Annotated in this window: 6 protein-coding genes; all 6 read right to left on the bottom strand. The window is 67.5% G+C overall.

What is annotated here, in order from left to right; all coding sequences use genetic code 11:
• Nucleotides 1-520: 520 nt before the first annotated feature.
• The 6 genes from ACIRPT_RS34030 to pglW are packed head-to-tail and all read right to left on the bottom strand — an operon-like array spanning nt 521 to nt 18,796.
• Nucleotides 521-2,653: a DEAD/DEAH box helicase gene (locus ACIRPT_RS34030; RefSeq protein ID WP_403834327.1), complete on the bottom strand. Its 2,133-nt coding sequence runs from the start codon at nt 2,651-2,653 to the stop codon at nt 521-523.
• Nucleotides 2,650-3,978 (bottom strand): BREX system ATP-binding protein BrxD, encoded by a 1,329-nt coding sequence (gene brxD, locus ACIRPT_RS34025; protein WP_403834324.1) that lies wholly within the window; start codon nt 3,976-3,978, stop codon nt 2,650-2,652. The genes ACIRPT_RS34030 and brxD overlap by 4 nt, the downstream gene beginning before the upstream one ends.
• Nucleotides 3,975-6,737 (bottom strand): BREX-2 system phosphatase PglZ, encoded by a 2,763-nt coding sequence (pglZ, locus tag ACIRPT_RS34020; RefSeq protein ID WP_403834322.1) that lies wholly within the window; start codon nt 6,735-6,737, stop codon nt 3,975-3,977. Before pglZ ends, brxD begins: the two co-directional genes overlap by 4 nt.
• 11 nt (nt 6,738-6,748) lie before the next feature.
• Entirely contained in the window at nt 6,749-10,648 is a 3,900-nt protein-coding gene (locus ACIRPT_RS34015) for a PglY protein (RefSeq protein ID WP_403834320.1), read from the bottom strand.
• Nucleotides 10,641-14,363 carry a BREX-2 system adenine-specific DNA-methyltransferase PglX gene (pglX, locus tag ACIRPT_RS34010; protein ID WP_403834318.1) on the bottom strand — a complete coding sequence of 1,241 codons (3,723 nt, stop codon included), beginning with the start codon at nt 14,361-14,363 and terminating at the stop codon, nt 10,641-10,643. Before pglX ends, ACIRPT_RS34015 begins: the two co-directional genes overlap by 8 nt.
• Complete coding sequence (gene pglW, locus ACIRPT_RS34005; protein ID WP_403834316.1) at nt 14,360-18,796, bottom strand: BREX system serine/threonine kinase PglW; 4,437 nt, start codon at nt 18,794-18,796, stop codon at nt 14,360-14,362. The genes pglX and pglW overlap by 4 nt, the downstream gene beginning before the upstream one ends.
• Between the last annotated feature and the right edge of the window lie 49 nt (nt 18,797-18,845).

Here is an 18,845-nt window from a genome sequence, read left to right as displayed (position 1 = left end):
GGTCCTCCGTGCGTCGCCCCGGCTTCCGATCCGCGATCTGCCGGTCGGCTTGGAAGAGCTCGGCGCAGGTTGATAGGGCCTCGACCAGCCAGTGGCGGCCCCGGAATGGTGCCTGCCCCACAATGCGGACCGAGGATTCTTCTGCCCCTTCGCTAGCTTCGTTCCGGCTGCCGGGTCCCGGATGCCCATGGGCCAGGTGTTCTCGATGTGCCGTGTGTCGCCGAGGCCCACCAGTGAGCGGCAGGCCCACTCGGCCAACGTCATGCCAAGCCGGTAGTTGAACGCACCGAAGGCGCTGGCTTCGGTGCCGTGTTCGAGCACGACGTTCGAGGTCAGCCGCCTTCCGGCGTTGTATTCGTGCAGGCGGGGACCGTCGCGCAGGTCCAGATTCAGGGGCGCGATCGCGCCCCGATCTCGCACAGGGTGTAGTGCGGCCGGTTGAGCCAGGGGAGCTGCCACGTCCCACGCCGACCGCGGCTTGAAGGATGCTCCACTCCCCGGTGCTGCCCTTCGGGGTCGCTCAGTCGCCCACAGCCACGAACTTTGAGGCTTCCTCGAGTGCAGCCGATGCGCCATCGAGATCCGCGAGACGCGCGGCGAGTGTGGCCTCTGCAAGCCGCTGAGGGAGCGCGGCGCTGAACTTGAGCCCATGGATAGCGCGAGTGTCGACGGCGGGGAGGCAGAGCTGATCTATTGCCGCGGCCTTGGCTCGATTCCACTCGTCCAGAGTCAAGTCTTCGCGGAGTCGGATGTACGTGTCTGTTGGGCGCTGGAGAGGGTCGGCGCTGTCCGAGAGCGTGGCAGCCAGGGTGACGTTGGCCCGATAGCCGGCCCAAGTCCACCAGCGCACGTTCGTGTCCCGACCACCGCGGATAACAACTGTCCCGGCAGGGTGCACCGATTCCGCACCGCTGTCGCGAGCCTGAGCGAGGGCGGCTTCAGCGCGGCGGGTCAAGGCGACGGGCGGATCGGTGCCGAGCAGGACCTCCCGGGCGGAGCGGGTCAGCTCGTACGAGGCGGAACGGCCGGAACCGACCCCGCCCCACCGCGCCTTGCCGCCACCCTCGACCGGCTCGACGAAGCACCGCCGCCGGGACCAGTCGATGTACGTCACCTGCCAGCTCCGTCCGGCGAGGAGCAGCCGCCTGGGTCCGGCGACTTCCTCCGTCAGCAGTGCCGGGTTGGTGCTACCGATCTCGTTGCGGCCGGCCAGCACAGTGAACTCCGGTGCAGCAGTGAAGACCGCGGTGAGATCCATGAAGTGCCGGTAACCGAAGCGGCGTTCGGCCTCAGGGCCGATGAACAGCATTCCGCCGTCCCGCTCCAGGAACCCCTCGTCGATCAGATGGCGCACGATGGGTTCGGCGGAGGGACCGAAGGGGCCGAGCCCTCCCCACCACTCCTGCCAGAGCTGGTCTCCGACCCGGTGTTCCTGCAGGCAGAGAGCCAGCACCTGCTGGGCGACGATGTGCCGGGGCTCCGGTGGGGCCACTACCGGCTCGACCCAGCCACGTGACCACAGCAGAAGCAGGGCTGCTGCGCCGAGCAGACCTTCCTCGTTGGTGGCAAGGAAAAGGCAATTGCGAGTGGAACCCGAGCGCCGGCCGGTACGACCGAGCCGCTGGAGGAAGGAGGCCACAGTGCTGGGTGCGTCAATCTGGATGACGCGATCCAAGTCGCCCACGTCGATGCCGAGTTCCAGTGTGCTCGTGGAGACGATCACACAGTCTCGGGCATCGGCGAATGCCTCTTCCGCCCGCCTTCGCTCATCAACGGAGAGAGAGGCGTGCGAGAGGAATGTGGTCACCCCCTTGGCTCGCAGGCTCTCGCCGAGCATCTCGACCTGCCGACGCGATTCGCAGAACACCAGCCGCTTCTCCCCGCGATGCAGGGAAGTGATCACCGTCGCCGCATTCTCCAGGGACCCCACATAGTCGAGCTGGATGTCGCCGGGGGGCGGCAGGACTGGATTCTCCTCGCGCAGATGAGGGGCAACAACGTCAGCCGCGCGTTTGTCGTGCCCCGAGCCCTGCAGCCAGGTAAGCAGCTGTTCGGGATTGCCCACCGTCGCGGAGAGCCCGACCCGCTGTACTGACCGACCGACGACTCGTTCGAGCCGCTCGAGCACGGCCAGCAGATGCCAGCCCCGGTCGTCACCGGCGAAGGCATGCACCTCATCGACGACGATGGTTCGCAGCCCGGAGAAGAAGGCCCGATGGTCGACATTGGCGCTGACCAGCATCGCCTCCAGCGATTCTGGCGTAGTCAGCAGGATGTCCGGCCGATCCCGCAGGATCCCCTTGCGTCGTGGCTGCGAGACATCCCCGTGCCACAGCGCCGCGGTCCGGCCCAGCCATGAGGTGTAAGTCTCCAGACGGGGCAGGAGGTTGTTGAGCAGCGCCTTGAGCGGGCATACGTAGAGGATCGAGGTCCCTGTCCAATTCTCCGCAGCCATCCTGGACAGCAGAGGGAAGGACGCCGCTTCGGTCTTGCCGCCCGCCGTCGGTGCGAGCAGTACTGCATCCGCACCGTCCAGCAGCGGTTCGATTGCCTCTTCTTGGAGCGGACGAAGACCAGGCCACCCCAGGGTGTTGACGATGTGGTGTACGACCCCGGGGTGCAGCCGGTCCAGCGGTTCGGGTGCACCGGTCATGGCAGCTCCAGCTCGATCTCGTCGGCGCTGTCCGCAGCGGCGTTGCGCTCGACTTCGCTCAGCTCGTCGCTGCTGACGGTCAGCGCGTAGTGCTTGCGCGGGTCGAAGTCGTCGAACTCGTCCACCCGGTCCAATACGTCTGCGACGAGTTTGCGCAGGAAGAGTCTCGGTGCGATGCCGGCCCTTCCGCCGAGCCTTCCCGTCATGGCAGTGGCCAACTCCGCCACGTACGTATCGTCGACAAAGGCAGCGATACGCTCAGGGTTCCGGGCCGATCCCGCATACAAGTCACGTACGGCACGGCCCAGTTCGCCCAGCCGCTGGAGATCGAAACCGGTGAGCCGCAGCTGGACTGCCCGCGGTGAGTCGAAGCGGGGATCGGTGGAGAAGTCGGTTGCCAGCCGCTGAGCCAGCGGAGGGAGGCGTTGAACCCCCTGCTGACCGTCATAGAAGGCAGGTGTGCCGGTGATGACCAGAAAGAGCCCGGGGAAGCGGCCCGCGTCGATTTCATCGAGGAGCTGTCGTAGGGCGTTGAGCCCCTTCTCGCGCACGTCTCCCCGCACCCGTTGCAAGGTCTCGATCTCATCGAGGACCAGCAGGAGTCCGGGATACCCGCAGTCCTTCAGGACGGTGAGCAGCCCCTGAAGGAAGCCCAGCGCCGCGAAGTGGTCGAGATCTCCGCGCACCCCCGCAGTACGGCGCGCGGAGGCGGCGACCGACTTCTGGCCGCCCAGCCAGGCGATGATGGCTTCGGCGGTGGCCGCGTCCCCGTCCAGCGTGGCTTTGCGATAGCCGCGCAGGGCGGCGGAGAAGGCGGGAGTGGTCTGGGCGACGCCACGGAGCCGCTCCTCCAGCAGCGCTTCGACGGCAGACTCCAACGCCTCACTTTCTGCGGCGAGTTCGGGTTGCGCCTCGGTCACCTCCTCTTCCAGGGTGTAGAACCAACCATCGATCACCGAGCGCAGGGCGCTGGCAGGCTCGGTCGCTGTGGTCAGCCGCTCGGTGAGCCGTCGATAGACGGTTTCCAGCTTGTGCAGTGGTGTCTCTGTCTCCGAGATCTGAATCTCGGCGGTGGCGAGCCCCGCCCGCTTCGCCCGTTCGGCGAGCCAACGGGCGAAGAAGGTCTTGCCGGACCCGTACTCGCCGCGAATGGCATGGAAGGCCGCACTGCCCGTCGCGATCGTGGCGATCCGCTCGTCCAGCGCGGGCGCGAAACGGTCCAGCCCTACAGAGAAGAGGTCGAGACCCGACTGTGGCACGGTTCCGCGCCGCAGCGCGTCGATGACCTCGCGGCGGCGGGCCGCGCTGACGGATGCGCCGCTCACGTGTGCTCCCTGGGCAGTTCGAACTGCTCGCGCAGTGTGTCGCGGTTGAGCCGGACCCGGGTCCGGGAGTCGATCAGGCTGATGACTTCGTAGCCCTCGATGTTCAGCAGCCGGGTCAGCACAGTGACGAAGCCTTCCGGGCGGGTGTTGGTGCGGCCCCCCGAAGCGACGGCGGCCCCAGCGACTGCTGCGAGTGAGAGCGTGCCGCCCGATGCGTCGAGTGCGTCGATCACAGCGGCCACCACCTTGCGGTCGGGGACCCTGCGCACGAACTTCCCCTGATGCTCGTAGAGCTTGGTGTCCACGACCTGACGGCCGAGCGTGACCGGGGTCGGCGGATCGATGGATGCGGGCCGGGTCGACGGCGTTTCGACCGCGTCGTCGGCGAAGAGCTCACCCTCCTGTGGCCGGGCCTTCGGCTTGGCGGGTGGTGCCTTTCGTGCGGGCTTCGTGGTGGATTGGGTCTTCGGCGGTGCCGGGGCGACTTGCCCTTCCCACCATGGCGGCTGGACTGACTCTCGCGGTAGCTCGGCCCATCCGTCAGGTGCGAGGTCGATCGACGGAGTCAGGACCAGTACCGGCACCGCCATCTCGGCGAGTGCGGCGCCGCCGTGGTAGCCCGCCTTACGTGGGGTGTAGCGGATCTGCTCCGACCAGGGGGCAATGACCCGACCGTCGTTTTCCAGCACGCGGGGGCCTGCCAGTGCGATCTCTCCCTCACCGGAAGCCTTCCCTGTACGCCAGCGGGCCGATTCCACCCCCTCGGCGGTCACTGGTCCTGCGTCGGACCTCGTCCGGTCCAGTAGGTGTCCGTGATCAGATACCAGTACCACTGGACGTCCTTGCCCCCGCGCGGAGTTGAGCAGTTCGGTGAGGTGCTTCACTCGGTTCACCGACCAGTCGGCCAGCGAGCTCTGCTGCCCGTGGTCGAGGGTGTCGTCGATGGTGTTCAGCACGACACCGACCACGGCATCCGAGGCGATGGCCTCGACCAGCCGCTGGTCAAGCAACTGTCCTGCAGGACCGACGATCTCGCTCTGGTGGAAGAGAGCGGCCGCACGCCTGCGCTGCTTCCAGAAATCGACGAATCCCTCCTTCTCCGCACTCTGCCCGCCCGATACCGGGCGTCCGCACAGCAAGGTGGCCCGGCTGACGGCAGTCACCGAAGGGATCATGGCGACCGCAGCCGCCCGCCGCCCGTCGCCGGACAGTTCGCTCCACCGGCCCGCACCGGTCAACTCTTCGCCCAGCTGCGCCGCGACCGCGCCGCTCATCCCGTTCAGTACGAGGACCAGGGGAGGTCGCTTCGCCGCCAGCTTCACGGCGATCTTCTCCAGCACGTCCTCGATGAGCAGCGTCCCACCGGGCTGCGCCGTACTGGCGTGCTGCGCCCACGGCCCGAGCTCAGCCGCGAAGGCTTCGTCGAGCGTCGCCCGTCGCCGCCACGCCGCGTCGTGCACAGTGCGGTACGCATCAACCAGCACAGGTTCGGCGTCGGCGTCTCCCACCCACAGCTGTGTCAGGGCCCGGTCCACCCATCCCCAGTCGGCGACATGAGTGTGCACAGCCTGGTCCACCGAGGACACCACCGGTTCCGGCGCGTCCAGCCAGTGCTTCAGCCGTACGGCCATGCGCGCCAGCTCGACCCGCTTCGCATAGAGAACAGAGGCAAGGTGATGCTCTTGTACGTGCTCCCAGGCGGTCTGAGCTGCTTGGGGCTCCTGGGCCAGCGCCTCGGACAGCCGACGCAGTCGTGCCTGGAACCCTGAGGGGAGAAACGGATTGTCGGCGAGTGCAGCAGAGAGATGGGCCTCCTTGGCCAGTTGATCGGCCTGGCGCAGTACGTCGAGAACCCGCTGCCGTGCCTCCTCGCTCTGCGCTCCCCGCCCCGTCGCCTCACCGATCCATCGGGTGAGCGTGCCCTCTACCGCCCTTGCGTAGGCGCGCAGTTCGGTCGGGCGTGAACCCATGCCAAAGACTGAGCCCAGAGCGACGGCCTCATCGGCCGAAGCGGCGTCCCCGTTCATGACCGAGGCCAGCACACCCAGCGCGGTCGCCTCGGTGCCGCGGCCACTGAGCGCGAGTCGCAGGAGCACTGGGGCAGCCTCGCCCGCGTTCTGTGTCAGCCAGTCGGCGATGCCCTGCTGTTCGACTTCCGGCAACGCCGCGAAACGCTGTGGGCTGCCGGGAGCGCGGGACCAGGCCAGCAGCGCGTCGACATCCACCGATGCCTCGCCCTCGAAGACGCCCTCGAGCCCGAGCCGCACCCCGACGAGGGCGCGCATCGCCGCGTCCAGGGTGAGCACGGCCCCACGCTGGGGCCAGCCGCCGTCCGGCTCGGCGGTGATCAGTGCGCTTGGCAACCAGAGCCATGGGTCGCGCCGCATACGAGGGTCGAGGTCGGCGGCGCCGAAGAGCTGCTTGACGATCTCGGCCTCGTCGACGGCGATGATCTGCGAGCGCACCATCTCTCCCACCAGGTCGAGACTGATCCGCTCACCGGACATATCGGTGGTGACCACCAGCAGGTCTGAACGCTCGGTACCCAGATGAGCCTGCCAGGCGTCGGTGATGCCGAGCACCGAAGTGGAGTGCACGACCCGGACCTTGCGGCGTTCACCTTCGCCGACCGGCACGGTGAACTCCTGTGGCCCGCCTGCCACGTATTTGCCGTGGACCAGCACCAGCCGTCGACCCTTGGTATGGGCCAGCCGTGTGGTCAGAAGTCCGGTGATGACCCGCTGGTCGAGTTCCGGCACCGTGGCTCCCATCAGGCCTCGCCGCCGTGTGCCGGCACATCATCGCCCTGGTCGGCGTGGGGCACCCGCCACTGGATTTCGATCTCAGCGCCGGGGTGTGCGGCCGCGTAGTCGCGGATCTCGCCCTGTATCGCGTCGAGGGCCTGACTGAGCACGGTCTCCAGCGCACTCGTGGACCCCGCCGAGAGCCGACGCGTACGGCGAGTGGCAACAGGAGTGACCGGTGTACTGGGCGCCGGCTTCGGCTGCTCGAAGGGCTCGTCGTCCTCGTCGTCCGTCTCGTCAGAGGGGAAAGCCACCACTGGCTCCGCGGGCGGGGGCGGTGTGGGCGCGACGGGCGCCACGACGCTGCGGCGAGCGGCCTCGTTGATCATCGACACGGCCTGACTGCGCGCACTGCGCAGCACCGGGGTGAGCTCGGTGTCGAATTCGTCGGCTGCCGCTGTTTGCGCAATTTCGTCGAGCAAGAGCCTGGACCGGTCAGCGAGATCATCCCCGCGCTCGGTGTACTGCTGAAGGCTCTCGATGAGGTCCCAGTCGGTGCTCTCCAGAGCATCCAGCACACGCTGTGCCGAGGACATGGTCTTGGCCAGCACGACATCGGTGCTCGCATACGTTGCCGCGGCAAGGTCACGGGTCAGCGGAGTCGGCTCCGGGGTCTGCTTGATCCGAGCCAGCAGGTCGGCCGCGTCGTGTACCGACTGCTCACGTGCGCTGGGGGCCTCGCCACTGATGCCGAGCGCGGTTCTGAACTGGGTCAGCGCCTTCCGCAGCCCGCTGACAGCGGCCTCTCGCTCCGCCGCTTTCGCATGAACGTCCGTGGCGAGTGCGTTGACGTTCCGGGCGAACAGCAGCTGCGGGACACTCGTGCCAAACAGTGCCGCGGCCCGGGTGTGTGCCGCCGTGAACTCGTCCTCACTGGGACGCTCCTGGGCCCGCAGTGCCCAGCCGGGGCCGATCTGGTCCAGCGCGGGGGCCTCTTCCGCCTGCCCGTGGTAGATCCAGGAGCGATCCGAGAGCAATGCGTACGTGGCGATCACCAGGTTGGAGACCAGCTTGTCGAGCCCCGTCCAGCCGAGCTCGGCGATCCAGACACGGATGTCCTCGACCGAGAAGTCGCCCTTGGCCCCGTGCTTGCCCGCCTGCTGGTCGATGTGGCGGCGCCAGTCCGTGGAGACGTTCAGCGGTCCGTCGTGCACCTCACCCAACTCCAGCGCGTGCACGATCCGCGCCACGTCCGTGATGTCACCGCTGTCGACCACGACCCGGCGTGAGCCATCGTCCATGGCCTTGACTATCCAGCCGTAGGTCTTCTTGAACTTTGCGGCAGTGACCGGCTTGCGGCTCTCCTGACGATCGAAGTTCGGGTGCTTGGGGTGGAGCGTGTCCAACAACCCGTCGCCGAGCTTCAACAGGTTGTACTCAAAGAGGCCGCCGCCCTGGAGCTGCGGAGTGTGTCCGGCGTACAACGAGTGGACGTGCTTACCCTCGGTCACCTGGGCGCCGAGGTCGGTCTCGTTGGCCTTGGCGATTCCGTACGCCTGGTGGAGTACCTGGCCCAGCTGCGAGACAAGCGTCTCGCGCTGCGCCTCCAACTGATGCCTGACCCGCACCTGGTCGTCGGACGACAGATGGGTCGCAAAGTCCTTCAACCGGTCCCTGCCGAGCAGGTAGTTGATCTTCAGGAGTCGGCCGAGCTGGGTGCCTCGCTGGGCGGAGAGGAAGGACGGCAGCCAGACGATGGTCGCCGCATCGGGCTTCTCCCGCTGCACGCGGAAGACCCGGTTCTCGTCCGCGCTGGGCCGGCCGTCTACGTTTTCGTCGAAGGGGTAATCGATGATGAACCGGATCCGGTCCGACGAGGACGGCTCGAACTGCGCGTCGGGCAGGATCTGGGGATCGCTCACGTTCTCGAAGACGAACTCGGCCATACGCCGCGTACCGTGCCAGACGATCTCGCGATCGGCGACGAAGCCACCGTTGTCGACGACGCCCAGCTCTCGCCACAGCCATTCCTGCACCCATCGCTTGCGGGCGCCGTGCGTGTCCTTCTCGCCGACGCTGTCCAGGATCGGCTCCACGTCCAGATCGGACAGGTGCAACGTGAAGACCGGGTCCGCGTCGTTGCCGTCACTGCGCAGCTCACCGGGGAACTCTGCCTGGAGCTCCTGCATCCGCTTGACCACGATCCGGTCCTCCTGCCCGGTGCGGGAGCGGATCGACCCGTGGTTCAGGGCGGCGAGGCGTGGCCCCGTGAGGCGAGTAAGAGCGGGCACCTCGGGCGCGAGGTAGGCGAGCAGCATCGTCTTGATGAAGCGGTCGTCGGCCTTGTACTTGGCGTCGCCCGCCGAACCGTACTTCTGGAGGAGGTGATCCTTGACCCTGCCGTGAAAGCGAGTTGCCGCGTCGGCCTCGCTGCGCAGCCGGTCGGTGAACGCCTCGCCCATTCCCTCGGCCAGCACGTCCCATAGGTCACCCAGCGGGATCAGCTCACCGACCTTCATGTCCTCGCGCCGCTTGTAGAGCATCTGCTGGAGCAGCTTGAGACCGGTTCGCTCGCGCTGGAGCGCACCGGAGAGCGCTACCAGGACGTTGAGGAGGACGGGCGAGACCGGGTACAGCGCCTTGAAGTCGGCCCAGTCCGCGTGGGTGGCGCCGTTGGCGTCGAGCAGCACGTCCCGCACCGACTGGTTGGACGTCTCGACCCGGGCGAAGGCGGCTTCGAGCGCGGCCTTGGCGGCGTCGTCCTTCGGCTTGAGGACCCGTTCCTTGATGATCTCCGGGAGGTTGCGGTCCTCCAGGCTGATCGGGTCGATACGGCCCGCCAGGTACTTGACCTGCTGTTCCAGGTTCTTGGCGTCAGCGCCGACCGCGTCCGATCCGATCAGCTCGGAGAGGTCACGCTGGCGGGAAATGAACGAGATGACCGGCAGGGCGCGGCCACCCGTACCCGACTCGATCAGCTTGACGAGCTTGTTGACCTCGTCATTGACGAAGGTCCGCTCCCGCAGATGCGCCTGCAGCCAGAGGATCAGCTCGTCGAGGAAGAGGATCAGTCCGTCGTAGCCAAGGGACTTGGCGTGCCGGCTGATGATGTCGAGGCCGTTTTCGAGGGGCAGGAAGGCGTTCTTCGCGCCCATTGCACTGAGCGCGTACGAGGAGTACGGACCGGAGATCAGCGCGGACGCAAGCCAGTTGCGGACCTTCTCGCCGGGGGCGGCGGCGAAGGCCTCGTCGAGGAGTGCCGGCGTCCAGACCTCAGGAGCCTCCTTGACGTCGAGGTTGACCAGATCGTCCTCGTCATCGGCGGCCGCTTGCGGGGCGGTGCTTGTCTCCACCGGTAGCGAGGGGTTGCCGAGCCAGCGGACGAATTCCGTGTCATCGGAGAAGAACTGCCGCTGGCGGCGGGCGTCTTCGAACATCGCGTCCGCCCGGTAGACCGGAGGCACGGGTGCGTCCGGGTGCAGACGCTGAACTGTGCGGACGTACCCACCGAGGATCGCCGAATCGAGGTCGGTCGCACCGACCAGGTGGAACGGGACCATCAGGAACTTCCGGTCCCGCAGCCACGCGTCGTGGTCCGCGATGATCGGCTGGAGTGTCGGCTTGGTGCGGGCGGCCGGGTCGTTGGAGAGGATCGCGTGCAGCACGGTCATGAAGTGGCTCTTACCGGAGCCGAACGAGCCGTGCAGATACGCGGCGTCGGACGACCCCGCCCGCACGGACGCCTCAACGATCTTCAGCGCCTTGCGGAGGGACTGCTCCAGCTGCGGGGTGACCACGTACTCGCGTACGCGGTCGGCGGTCGCGTCGAAGCCGCCGGACAGCTCGACCTTGAAGGAGCCGGCGAGCACGGACTCGGGTAGGTCGAGTACGTCCCGGAGGTAGAGCTCGCCGTTGCCGCTACTCATCGTCTTCCGCCGCCTTCTTCTTTGCCGTCTTTGCCGTTGCTGTTGCCTTGCGTGCCCGGGTCTTCGTCGCCGGACGCCAGGCGGTGAGTGTTGCCGGGGTGAGCTGGTCGCGTGCCAACTCACCGTCCAGGAAGCTCTGGAACTCCTCGGCGGCGGACTCCTCGCCCCACTCGTCGTCGACCTCGCCGAACCACTGCCGCAGCCACGGCAGCTGCTCGTTGATCCCCGCGAGCAGCGGCACGAGCTGCTCGCCGGACCAGTCCTGCTGTTTGCGGCGCTCGCTGACGATGTTCAGCAGGGCGGTCGCCTGGTCACGCTGGTCCCAGCCGGCCCAGCCGAGAAGGAGGGTCGGGTCGGAGCCGGGACCGGCGTCCGGGTAGGAGACGAACCGCTCCTTGGGCACGTCCAGCTTCCCGCGGTTCGACCAGTAGGACTGCTTCAGGAAGTCCGCGGAGGTGTACTTCGGCGGCACGGGGATGTCGAGCCGCTCGCCGGTCCGGTCCTCCTCGCGCTGCTGCTCCCAGACGTCCTCCCACTGTGCGCGCTTGCGCAGGCCGGTGTCCTTGTAGCGGTACGCGGCGAGGTACGGGACGTGCTCGGTGTCGACCACGTCCTGGAGGACCTGGGTGAGGGAGAGGTTGGGCTTGCCGAGGTGGGTGGCGTAGAGGGAAGCGGTGTTGAGGATCGCCTTGGCGTCGGCCCGCTTCTCGAGCTCGTCGGCAAGCTGGCCGACGGTGAGGGTGCGAGGCTGCTCGAAGTCGTTGAGGACGTGGAACCAGAGCGATTTGTCCTCGCACTTGTCGAGCAACCAGGTACGAAGTGCGGCCTTCTCCCGCTTCTCCCAGGGTTCGGTCGCCCAACGCCGCTTGCACTCGGGCCGCTCGATGAGGGCGATGTCGCGGCGGGAGGTGATGGTGTCGATGCGGGCCTGGACGATGTCCTGGTACCAGTCCGGCCAGCGGGAGGGGATCTCGGTGACGGGGGTGGAGCCGTGGCGGTCGAACCAGGCGGTTTCGATCTCGCCGGCGGCCTGCTTGCGCGCGAGTACGATCTCGAACGCCCGCTCTCCGAGCTTCACTTGGGGGATGGTCGTGGGCGCGGGGGAGGGGTCGGTGAGGCGGGCTTTCTCGGCGTCGGTGAGCAGCCCGTAGGAGTGGTAGACCTCCCAGTCCAGCTCTTCCTGGAGCGCGATCATGCGCTGGCGGGTGCGAGACCAGGCGTCGCGGGCGGCGTTGAGGCGGGCTCGGGTTGGGGGCTGGTCGACGGTGCAGACGCCGGAGGGCTCTTGGGTGGCGAATTTTTGGGCGAGGGTGTCGAGGGCGCGGCCGAGGGGGAGGGGGAGTTGGGTGGGGAGGGGGAACTCCTGGAGCTTGGTCCCCGTGAACTCGTAAAAGCGCTCCCATCCCGAACTTGTGATTCCACCGCCCTCGCCACGATTGCCCTTGTCGTGGCTTACCTGCTTGAGCCAGAAGCATGCCGTCGACGAGTTAAGTACCCCCAGCAACGCCAGGTGATCGTCCTCGCCCGTCCCCTCCGGCAGCTTGATCACTGGGGCGGAACGGTTAAAGACCTTCCCGCCCCGGTCCAGCACGAAGTGGTTGTGCGTCGCCACAAACGCGAACGCCAGGAGCCGCGGTGCTTCAGTCCGATCCCAGGACAGCATGATGTGTTCGTGCCAGGCCATTCCGCGCGCTTCGCGGGTTTTCCCGAAGGTCAAACCAGCTCGGAGCAGGGCCCTGTAGGGCCAGAAGAGCGGAGTGCTCTGAAGTCCCAAGTCCGCAAGCCGACCCTTGTACGGCCACAGGACAGGGGAGGCATCGGTTCCCCAGTCGCGCAGCACATCTCCTGTGACCAGTGGCTTCGAGGCGATGGCGAAACGGGTCCACTGCGATGGGACGCGATCCGCAGTGAAGACTTCGTCTTCTCCGAGGATGTCGTGGAACCCGGTCGAATCGAACGTGTTGGCCAGGGTTTGGCGAGCGTAGCTTTCGATCAGGGCTTGCAGATCGCCCGCGCCACCTCCGCTTACGCTCCACGGGAAGTCCGCAAACCGGCTGCGCGATGCGGCTTCGACTGATACCCAATCCGATTCGCTTCCAGGGCGTCCAACCTGGTTGACGATCGCATTCCAGACAAGCCCGTCCTCGGCGGATGCAGGCTGCGTCGGCTCCCCCCGAACCCCAAGGACTGCCCGAATCGGCTCCTCTGGCCGCGTCACATGGTTCCGCCCCACCAGAATCACCGTCGGCGTCCCATGCCCCGGAATGTATGCCCCTGACGTATCGATGATGTGCGTCAGGTGGACTCTGAGCCTGAAGAACTCTTCGATCAGCTTCTTTCCGAACTCCCGCTTCATAAAGGAGTTCGCGGTGATCTGGCCGACGTACCCCGCATCTCGATTCGACCCCGATGCTCGCACCGCCAGTTGGAACAGCCGCTCGGCGAACGGCACGGATAGTGCATATTTGCCCGAGCAGGACTCGTACACCCGGTAGTTGAGGTTCTCCCGCTTGTCCTTAACCGTGATGTACGGCGGGTTTCCCACGATCACGTGGTACGTGTCGCGCGTCATCAGGTCGCAACGCTCCGCGTACTCGCCTATGTCCTCGGGCCGGTAGAAGAAGGTTTCCAGGCTTTCTCCCGACAGGGAGAACATGGTCTCCGATTCCCGCTTCGGCGCACCGCGACCGTGGATCAGGGAGTCACCCACTGCCACGTTAATCGGGAAGCCTGGCGCTGTATCAAGCCGCCCCGCACCCGCAGCCTTCAGCGCAGCGATCAACAGCCGGAACCGGGCGATCGACACCGCGAAGGGATTCTTGTCGCACCCGTGCACCGCATTCAGAGCCCGGCGGATCAGCGTCCACTCGTCCGCGCTCTTGTCCTCGTCTCGCCACTTCTCCAGCAGCCGCTCGAACAGCCCCAGTAGGAAGTGACCCGAGCCGCACGCCGGATCGATCGTTCGTAGCCCCGCTGGGAGTTCCCGGTCCACGCCGTGCCCATCGCGGATCGTGACGACCGGTTGCAGGCCGAACTCCTCCACCGCCGGCTCCAGCGTCAGGTCGAGGATGAACTCCTCCACGAACACCGGGGTCTGGAGCAGCGCGTACGTCTTCCGCGCGTGCTCGCTCAGGTCCTGGTAAAGGTCGCCCAGGAAGCGGGTGCCCAAGTCGCCGTCCACGAACGAGTGGATGAGTTCACCGTCGGAATCAACCCGCCGCCAGAACTTCAGAAGCGCCGTTGCCGCCTCGTACGAAGGCGTGATCTCCCACAAGGGATTGTGTCCACGGTCGAACAGTCCCGCCACCGTCGGGTTGGTCCCCGCCAGGTGGTCGAACGACGCGACGATCCAGTCGCGGTCGTTCTTCTGCGGGTTCGCCGCGAAGAACGCCGCGTCGTGATCCTCCGCGTCCTTCAGACGCTCACCGACACCCGCCAGCCACGCACGCTCGATCAGCCCGTTGTCCTCGCAGAACCGTACGAAGACGCAACCGAGTACCCACGCGGCCGCGGCCTGGGTAACTCGCTCATCGCGCCACGACTCGTACGTCGCTGCCGTACGGTCTGCCGCATACGCCCGCGTGTACTCGTCCGTGAGCCGGTCCCGGTACTCATCCACCGACTCGCTCCGCGCCCGCAGGTCGTCTTCCAGGAGCGTGACCTGCTTGCGTAAGTCCTTCAGCAGGCCGTCCTGACCCCCATTGCGCGCGCTCACAGTCCCAAACCCTCCCGATGTGCAGCTAAGTTCTTGAGGAAGTCCTCGGTCAGTACCACGCGTTCCGCGTCGCCACCGGTTACCTCCACCGTGCGCCCGTCCAACTGCGGTCCCCCCTGCGGGTTGTGCGACGGCGTGAGCAGCCACAGGCCGTGCGGTCGCCCACCAGGCTTGCGGGCCTCGCGCTGCAGTTCCACCAGAAGCTCGTGCCCACCTGCCTCGTAGTAGTGGGAGAGCAGGCCCGCGGTGTGAACGAACAACACCGCCCCGGGCTCCCGAGAGGCTGCCCCCTTCATCCACGCCGCGACCCTCGGCCACACCCGGACCACGAACGACCGTAGCCCACCCGGAAGTTCACTAGTCCTGGTGTACCGGGTGTCCGCGCCCAGCACCTTCGACCAGTCCGTGCCGTGCTCGCCCGCCAGCGCCCGGAACTCCTCCAGGAAGACCCGCGCCAAGTTCACCGGAACCACCGGGAACGCCTCCGCGATCGCGTCCGCAACAGAGCCGGCCTCACCCCGCAGCCGCTTGACGTGCACATTCAGTGCGAGGAATCCGCCCTCCCGTATCGCGGAGTTGAGCTTGGCGGCGAGCAGCGCCGACGGCTCGCGCCCCCCGGCGGCGCCGGCCACCCGTGCGCGAGAGGCCCTCGTCACTGTGCCCGTCGAGGTGGGCCAGCTGCTGCTGCCCACCGCTGACACCGGCACGGGGGGCTTGAAGCGCGCCTCCGCCGTCTCGTACGTCAGCGGGAACCCGGCCTTCTTGAGCGCGTCCTCGACCTCGACGTACGTGGGCCTGCCCATCGCCATCTCGGGGAAGCGAGAGCGCAGACGAGAGAGCAGCCCCTCCAGGCTGATGCCTACCTCGCGCCGCACACCGGCCGCGGCTTGAGATATCTGCAGGGCACGCCACAGCTCCAGCGTGTGTGGGTACAGCTCAAGCCGGGGGGATGCGGCGGCACCCAATGAAGTTGCCGCGGCCAGCGTGACCAGCCGGGCGTCCGGCAGCGGGGCCACGCCTTCAGGTGTGCGCACCGCCCGTAGGTCGCGGAGCGCACCGGACCGGTCCGGCAGGGGATCGGCAGTGGCGATCTTCTCTGCCGCTTCACCCAGCTCTATCGCGTAGGCAGCGAGTTCATCGGACGTCGGGTCATCGGAGCCGTCCAGCGACTCCAGGGCCACGATCAGCCGGCCCCGCCGCCGCATCTGTGCGAGCCGCGGTTCATGGTCCTCGTCGCGTCCGGTGAGGAGTGTTTCGGCGGCGACAGCGGCTCGTACGACCGCGAGCGCGGCGGCCTCCTTGCCCTCCGTGGACTCGCTTTCGGAACCGTGGCTCGCGGCCAGCACCCGGGACAGTTCCCTGGCGGTCATCACGCGGCCCGCGTCCCGGACGGCGTCTACCAATTCACCGCGCAGGACGTTCATCCATCCCGCGTCGGCCCACTCCGTGATCGCCGCGGTGAGGTGCTTCGAGACGGTGAACTCGGAGACCTTTACCGTCTCCGCGACCTGGCGGTTGGTGGGCCAGGAACCCAACTCAGCCTTGCCGTCGAGCCCAAGCCACGCCGCGACGACCTGCGGCCGCTTGTTGTCCTTGCGGCCCGGTGGCACCGGGTTGAGGAGCGCGGCCAAGTGCTCCACGTCCTGCCTGGCCTCGTGCTCGGCACCGAGCTTGTCGTCCGCCGGCACAGGTACCACGGGCCGCGCTGGAGCAGCGGCGGCCTTGGGCTTCTTGGGACGCAGCGCAGCCGTCCACTGACGGTGCCGCCGGTTGAGCTCCTTCTTCACCACCGCGCCGATACCGCGCTTCCCGCGGAAGCGAGGCGAGGGAACGTCCAGCAGTTCGCCGACCGTCACCGCGCCGAGTTCCTCGGCCACCGCAGCCGCCCGTTCGGTCAGCCCCGCGTCTCTCAGCGTCGTGCCGAGCTTCGCCTTCTCCGCGTACACGTCTCGGATGTCATCGTCGGAGAGGCTCTCCTGTCGGCCCGCGCCGCCCAGCAGCGAGACCGGGTCCGACGCGGGCGGCGGCTGGGTGCGGTCGGCCTCCACGAATATGGATCGCCAAGCGTCACGCATCTGCCGCAGTGACTCGAACCGGCGGTTCGCTTCACGGTGCAGCGCCCGTTCGAAGAACTTCTCGAGTCCTGGTCCCAGGACGGGCACGAAGGCATCCGCGGCGAGGACGGGGAGGTCGTCCTTGAGGGCCGTCTGCGGGTCGTCCGTGCCGTTGCCCCACATGGGGCGCTCGGCTGCAGCCATCTCATGCAGAACGACCGCGGCGGCGTACCGCTCCGCGTAGTCGTCGTAGATGGGGCGCCGGGCATCCCCGAGGAAGGGATCGAGATAGCCGCGCGTGCCGGCCTTGATGTCGCGGTCGGAGACATTGGCCAGGGAGAAGTCGAAGAGCATCAGTTGCTGCTCACCGTCGTCCCGGACCTTGATCCCGAGGTTGTCGGGCTTTAGGTCGCGGTGGCGCAGGCCCCTGGCCGCGAGGTCGTCGAGGGCGGTGAACAGGTCCTCGCCGAAGGATGCTAATTCCTCGTATCCCAGTTGCCCGTAGCTTGCCAGCCGTTGGCCGAGGGTCTCAGGACCGGCGTACTCCAAGGCGAGGACGGTCCGACCGCCGATCGTGCGCGGGCCTTCGTGCAGCTTGACGATACGGCCGCTGCTGATCTGCTGGAGGGCTGCAGCTTCCGAGGCCAGGCGCTCGTTCTTCTCCGCGTCCAGCGCGACCTTGAGGACCCGCTCCTCCTCCACGCGGCGACCGCGCTCGTCCTCGGTGACGCGCGTCACGTACAGCGCCCGGGCCGTCGCACCTGAGCCGAGCACCCGCTCGACGGTCCAGTCCCCGTCGACAGCCTGCCCCGGGGTGGCGGTGAGCGGGTCGGCCTCCATGGCGACCGCCTGCGCGGCGCTGGCCTGCTCGGCATCGTCGAGCTGCCTGAGAAAGGCGTCGGCGGAGTCGAGGCGATCGTCCACGGACGCGCGGGTCGCGGCGTATACCAGCTCGTCGAGGCCGGCATCCATGGCGTCGCTCACCGCGTACAGGTGCAGTCCGCCGTCGGCCGCAAGTCGCGCCTTCAGGGCGGTACGGGTCTCGGCAGGCGGCATTCCGGTCAGGATGTGGTGCGCTATGGCTCCGAGACCGAAGACATCGAGATCCACGGGGTCCGGATAGTCGGCGTCGGTCTCGGGAGCGAGGTAGCACTGGGCGGCGTCCTCGATGTGCTCGCCGGTGAAGGAGCTCTCGCCGAGCGAGCGCAGTGAGGTGGTGTCGAAATCGCGGGCCGATGCCTGCCAGTCGATGATGCGCAGGACGGGGTCGTTGCCGTTCTCGCGGGCACTGACGTACACCGAACGGGCCGCGAGTGCGCGGTGGTAGAGCGAGCGGCGGTGGGCGTAGCGGACGGCCTCGGCGAGCTGGCGCACCATGTCGCGGCGTACGGCTTCGGAAAGCTTCGGGCCGTGCACAGCAAGGTAGTTGTCCAGCCGCAGGTCGCTCTCCCGGTGGCGGAAGAGGATTGCCGGGCCGCCTTGGTGCTGCCGGAAGGCGACGGCCTGGGAGATGCCGCGGTGGGCGATGCCCTGGAGCACCTGATACTCGCGCTCGGCGGCGCGGGTGGCGGAGCGCCGCTTCTCCTCGCTCGCCTGCTGCTCCACGAGGTAGACCCGGACCCGGCCCTCCTCGTGGATCATCTCCTTGCGCTCGGCGAGCCGGTCCTCCCAAGTGGGCCCCGCGTCCAGCGGGCGGGAGGAGAGCCTCCAGCCGTCGCCGAAGTTGAGGTGGGCAGTGGATGCCCGCACACCGATCTTCTTCATCAGCTCGGGTAGATGCCGCGCGAAGACGTCTTCCTTGATCCGCCAGCTCTCTCGCTCCGGCGGCAGGCTGAGGAAGTCGTCCCAGATGCCCGGGAGACCGCTCTGGACGCCGTCACGCCCGTACACACGAGTGCGCTGCACCGTGTCCAACTCGCTTTGGAGCAGCGGGTCGGACAGGAACACGATCGGGTCGATCCGGGGGACGCGGATGCTTGGGTAGAGCTCGCGAGCCGCCTCCTGGAGGCGGGCCTTCAGCTCTTTGGACTTGAGATCGGTGAGGTGCAGGGGGTTGCGGATCGTGCGGACCCGGCCGTCGGGGGCGTGGAAGCTCCAGGTGTCCCCGCTGTTGACGACGCGGCCGGGGTGCCCCTTCAGCTCGACCAGGTAGAGACCGCGGGGTGTGGCGATGAACAGGTCGCACTCGTTGATGCGGCCGCTCATAGCGGTGAAGGAGAACGTTGCCCAGGCATAGTGCGGAGCCGTGGCCGGCATCCGCTGCTTGATGTAGTCGAGGGCTGTCTGCTCCCAGGGGAAGGGGGACGGCCGGGTCTGGTACCAGCGCTTGGGCTGGTGCTGGCCGGGCTTGGGGGGCGCCGGACCTCCTGCTGCCGCCACCGCCGTTCACCGCACCTTTCCGCTGCCGGACTCGCCTGATTGCCGATGT

This window comes from Streptomyces sp. NPDC101227 (assembly GCF_044767545.1).
Taxonomy (GTDB): Bacteria; Actinomycetota; Actinomycetes; order Streptomycetales; family Streptomycetaceae; genus Streptomyces.
This window is presented reverse-complemented; position numbering and strand designations above follow the sequence as displayed.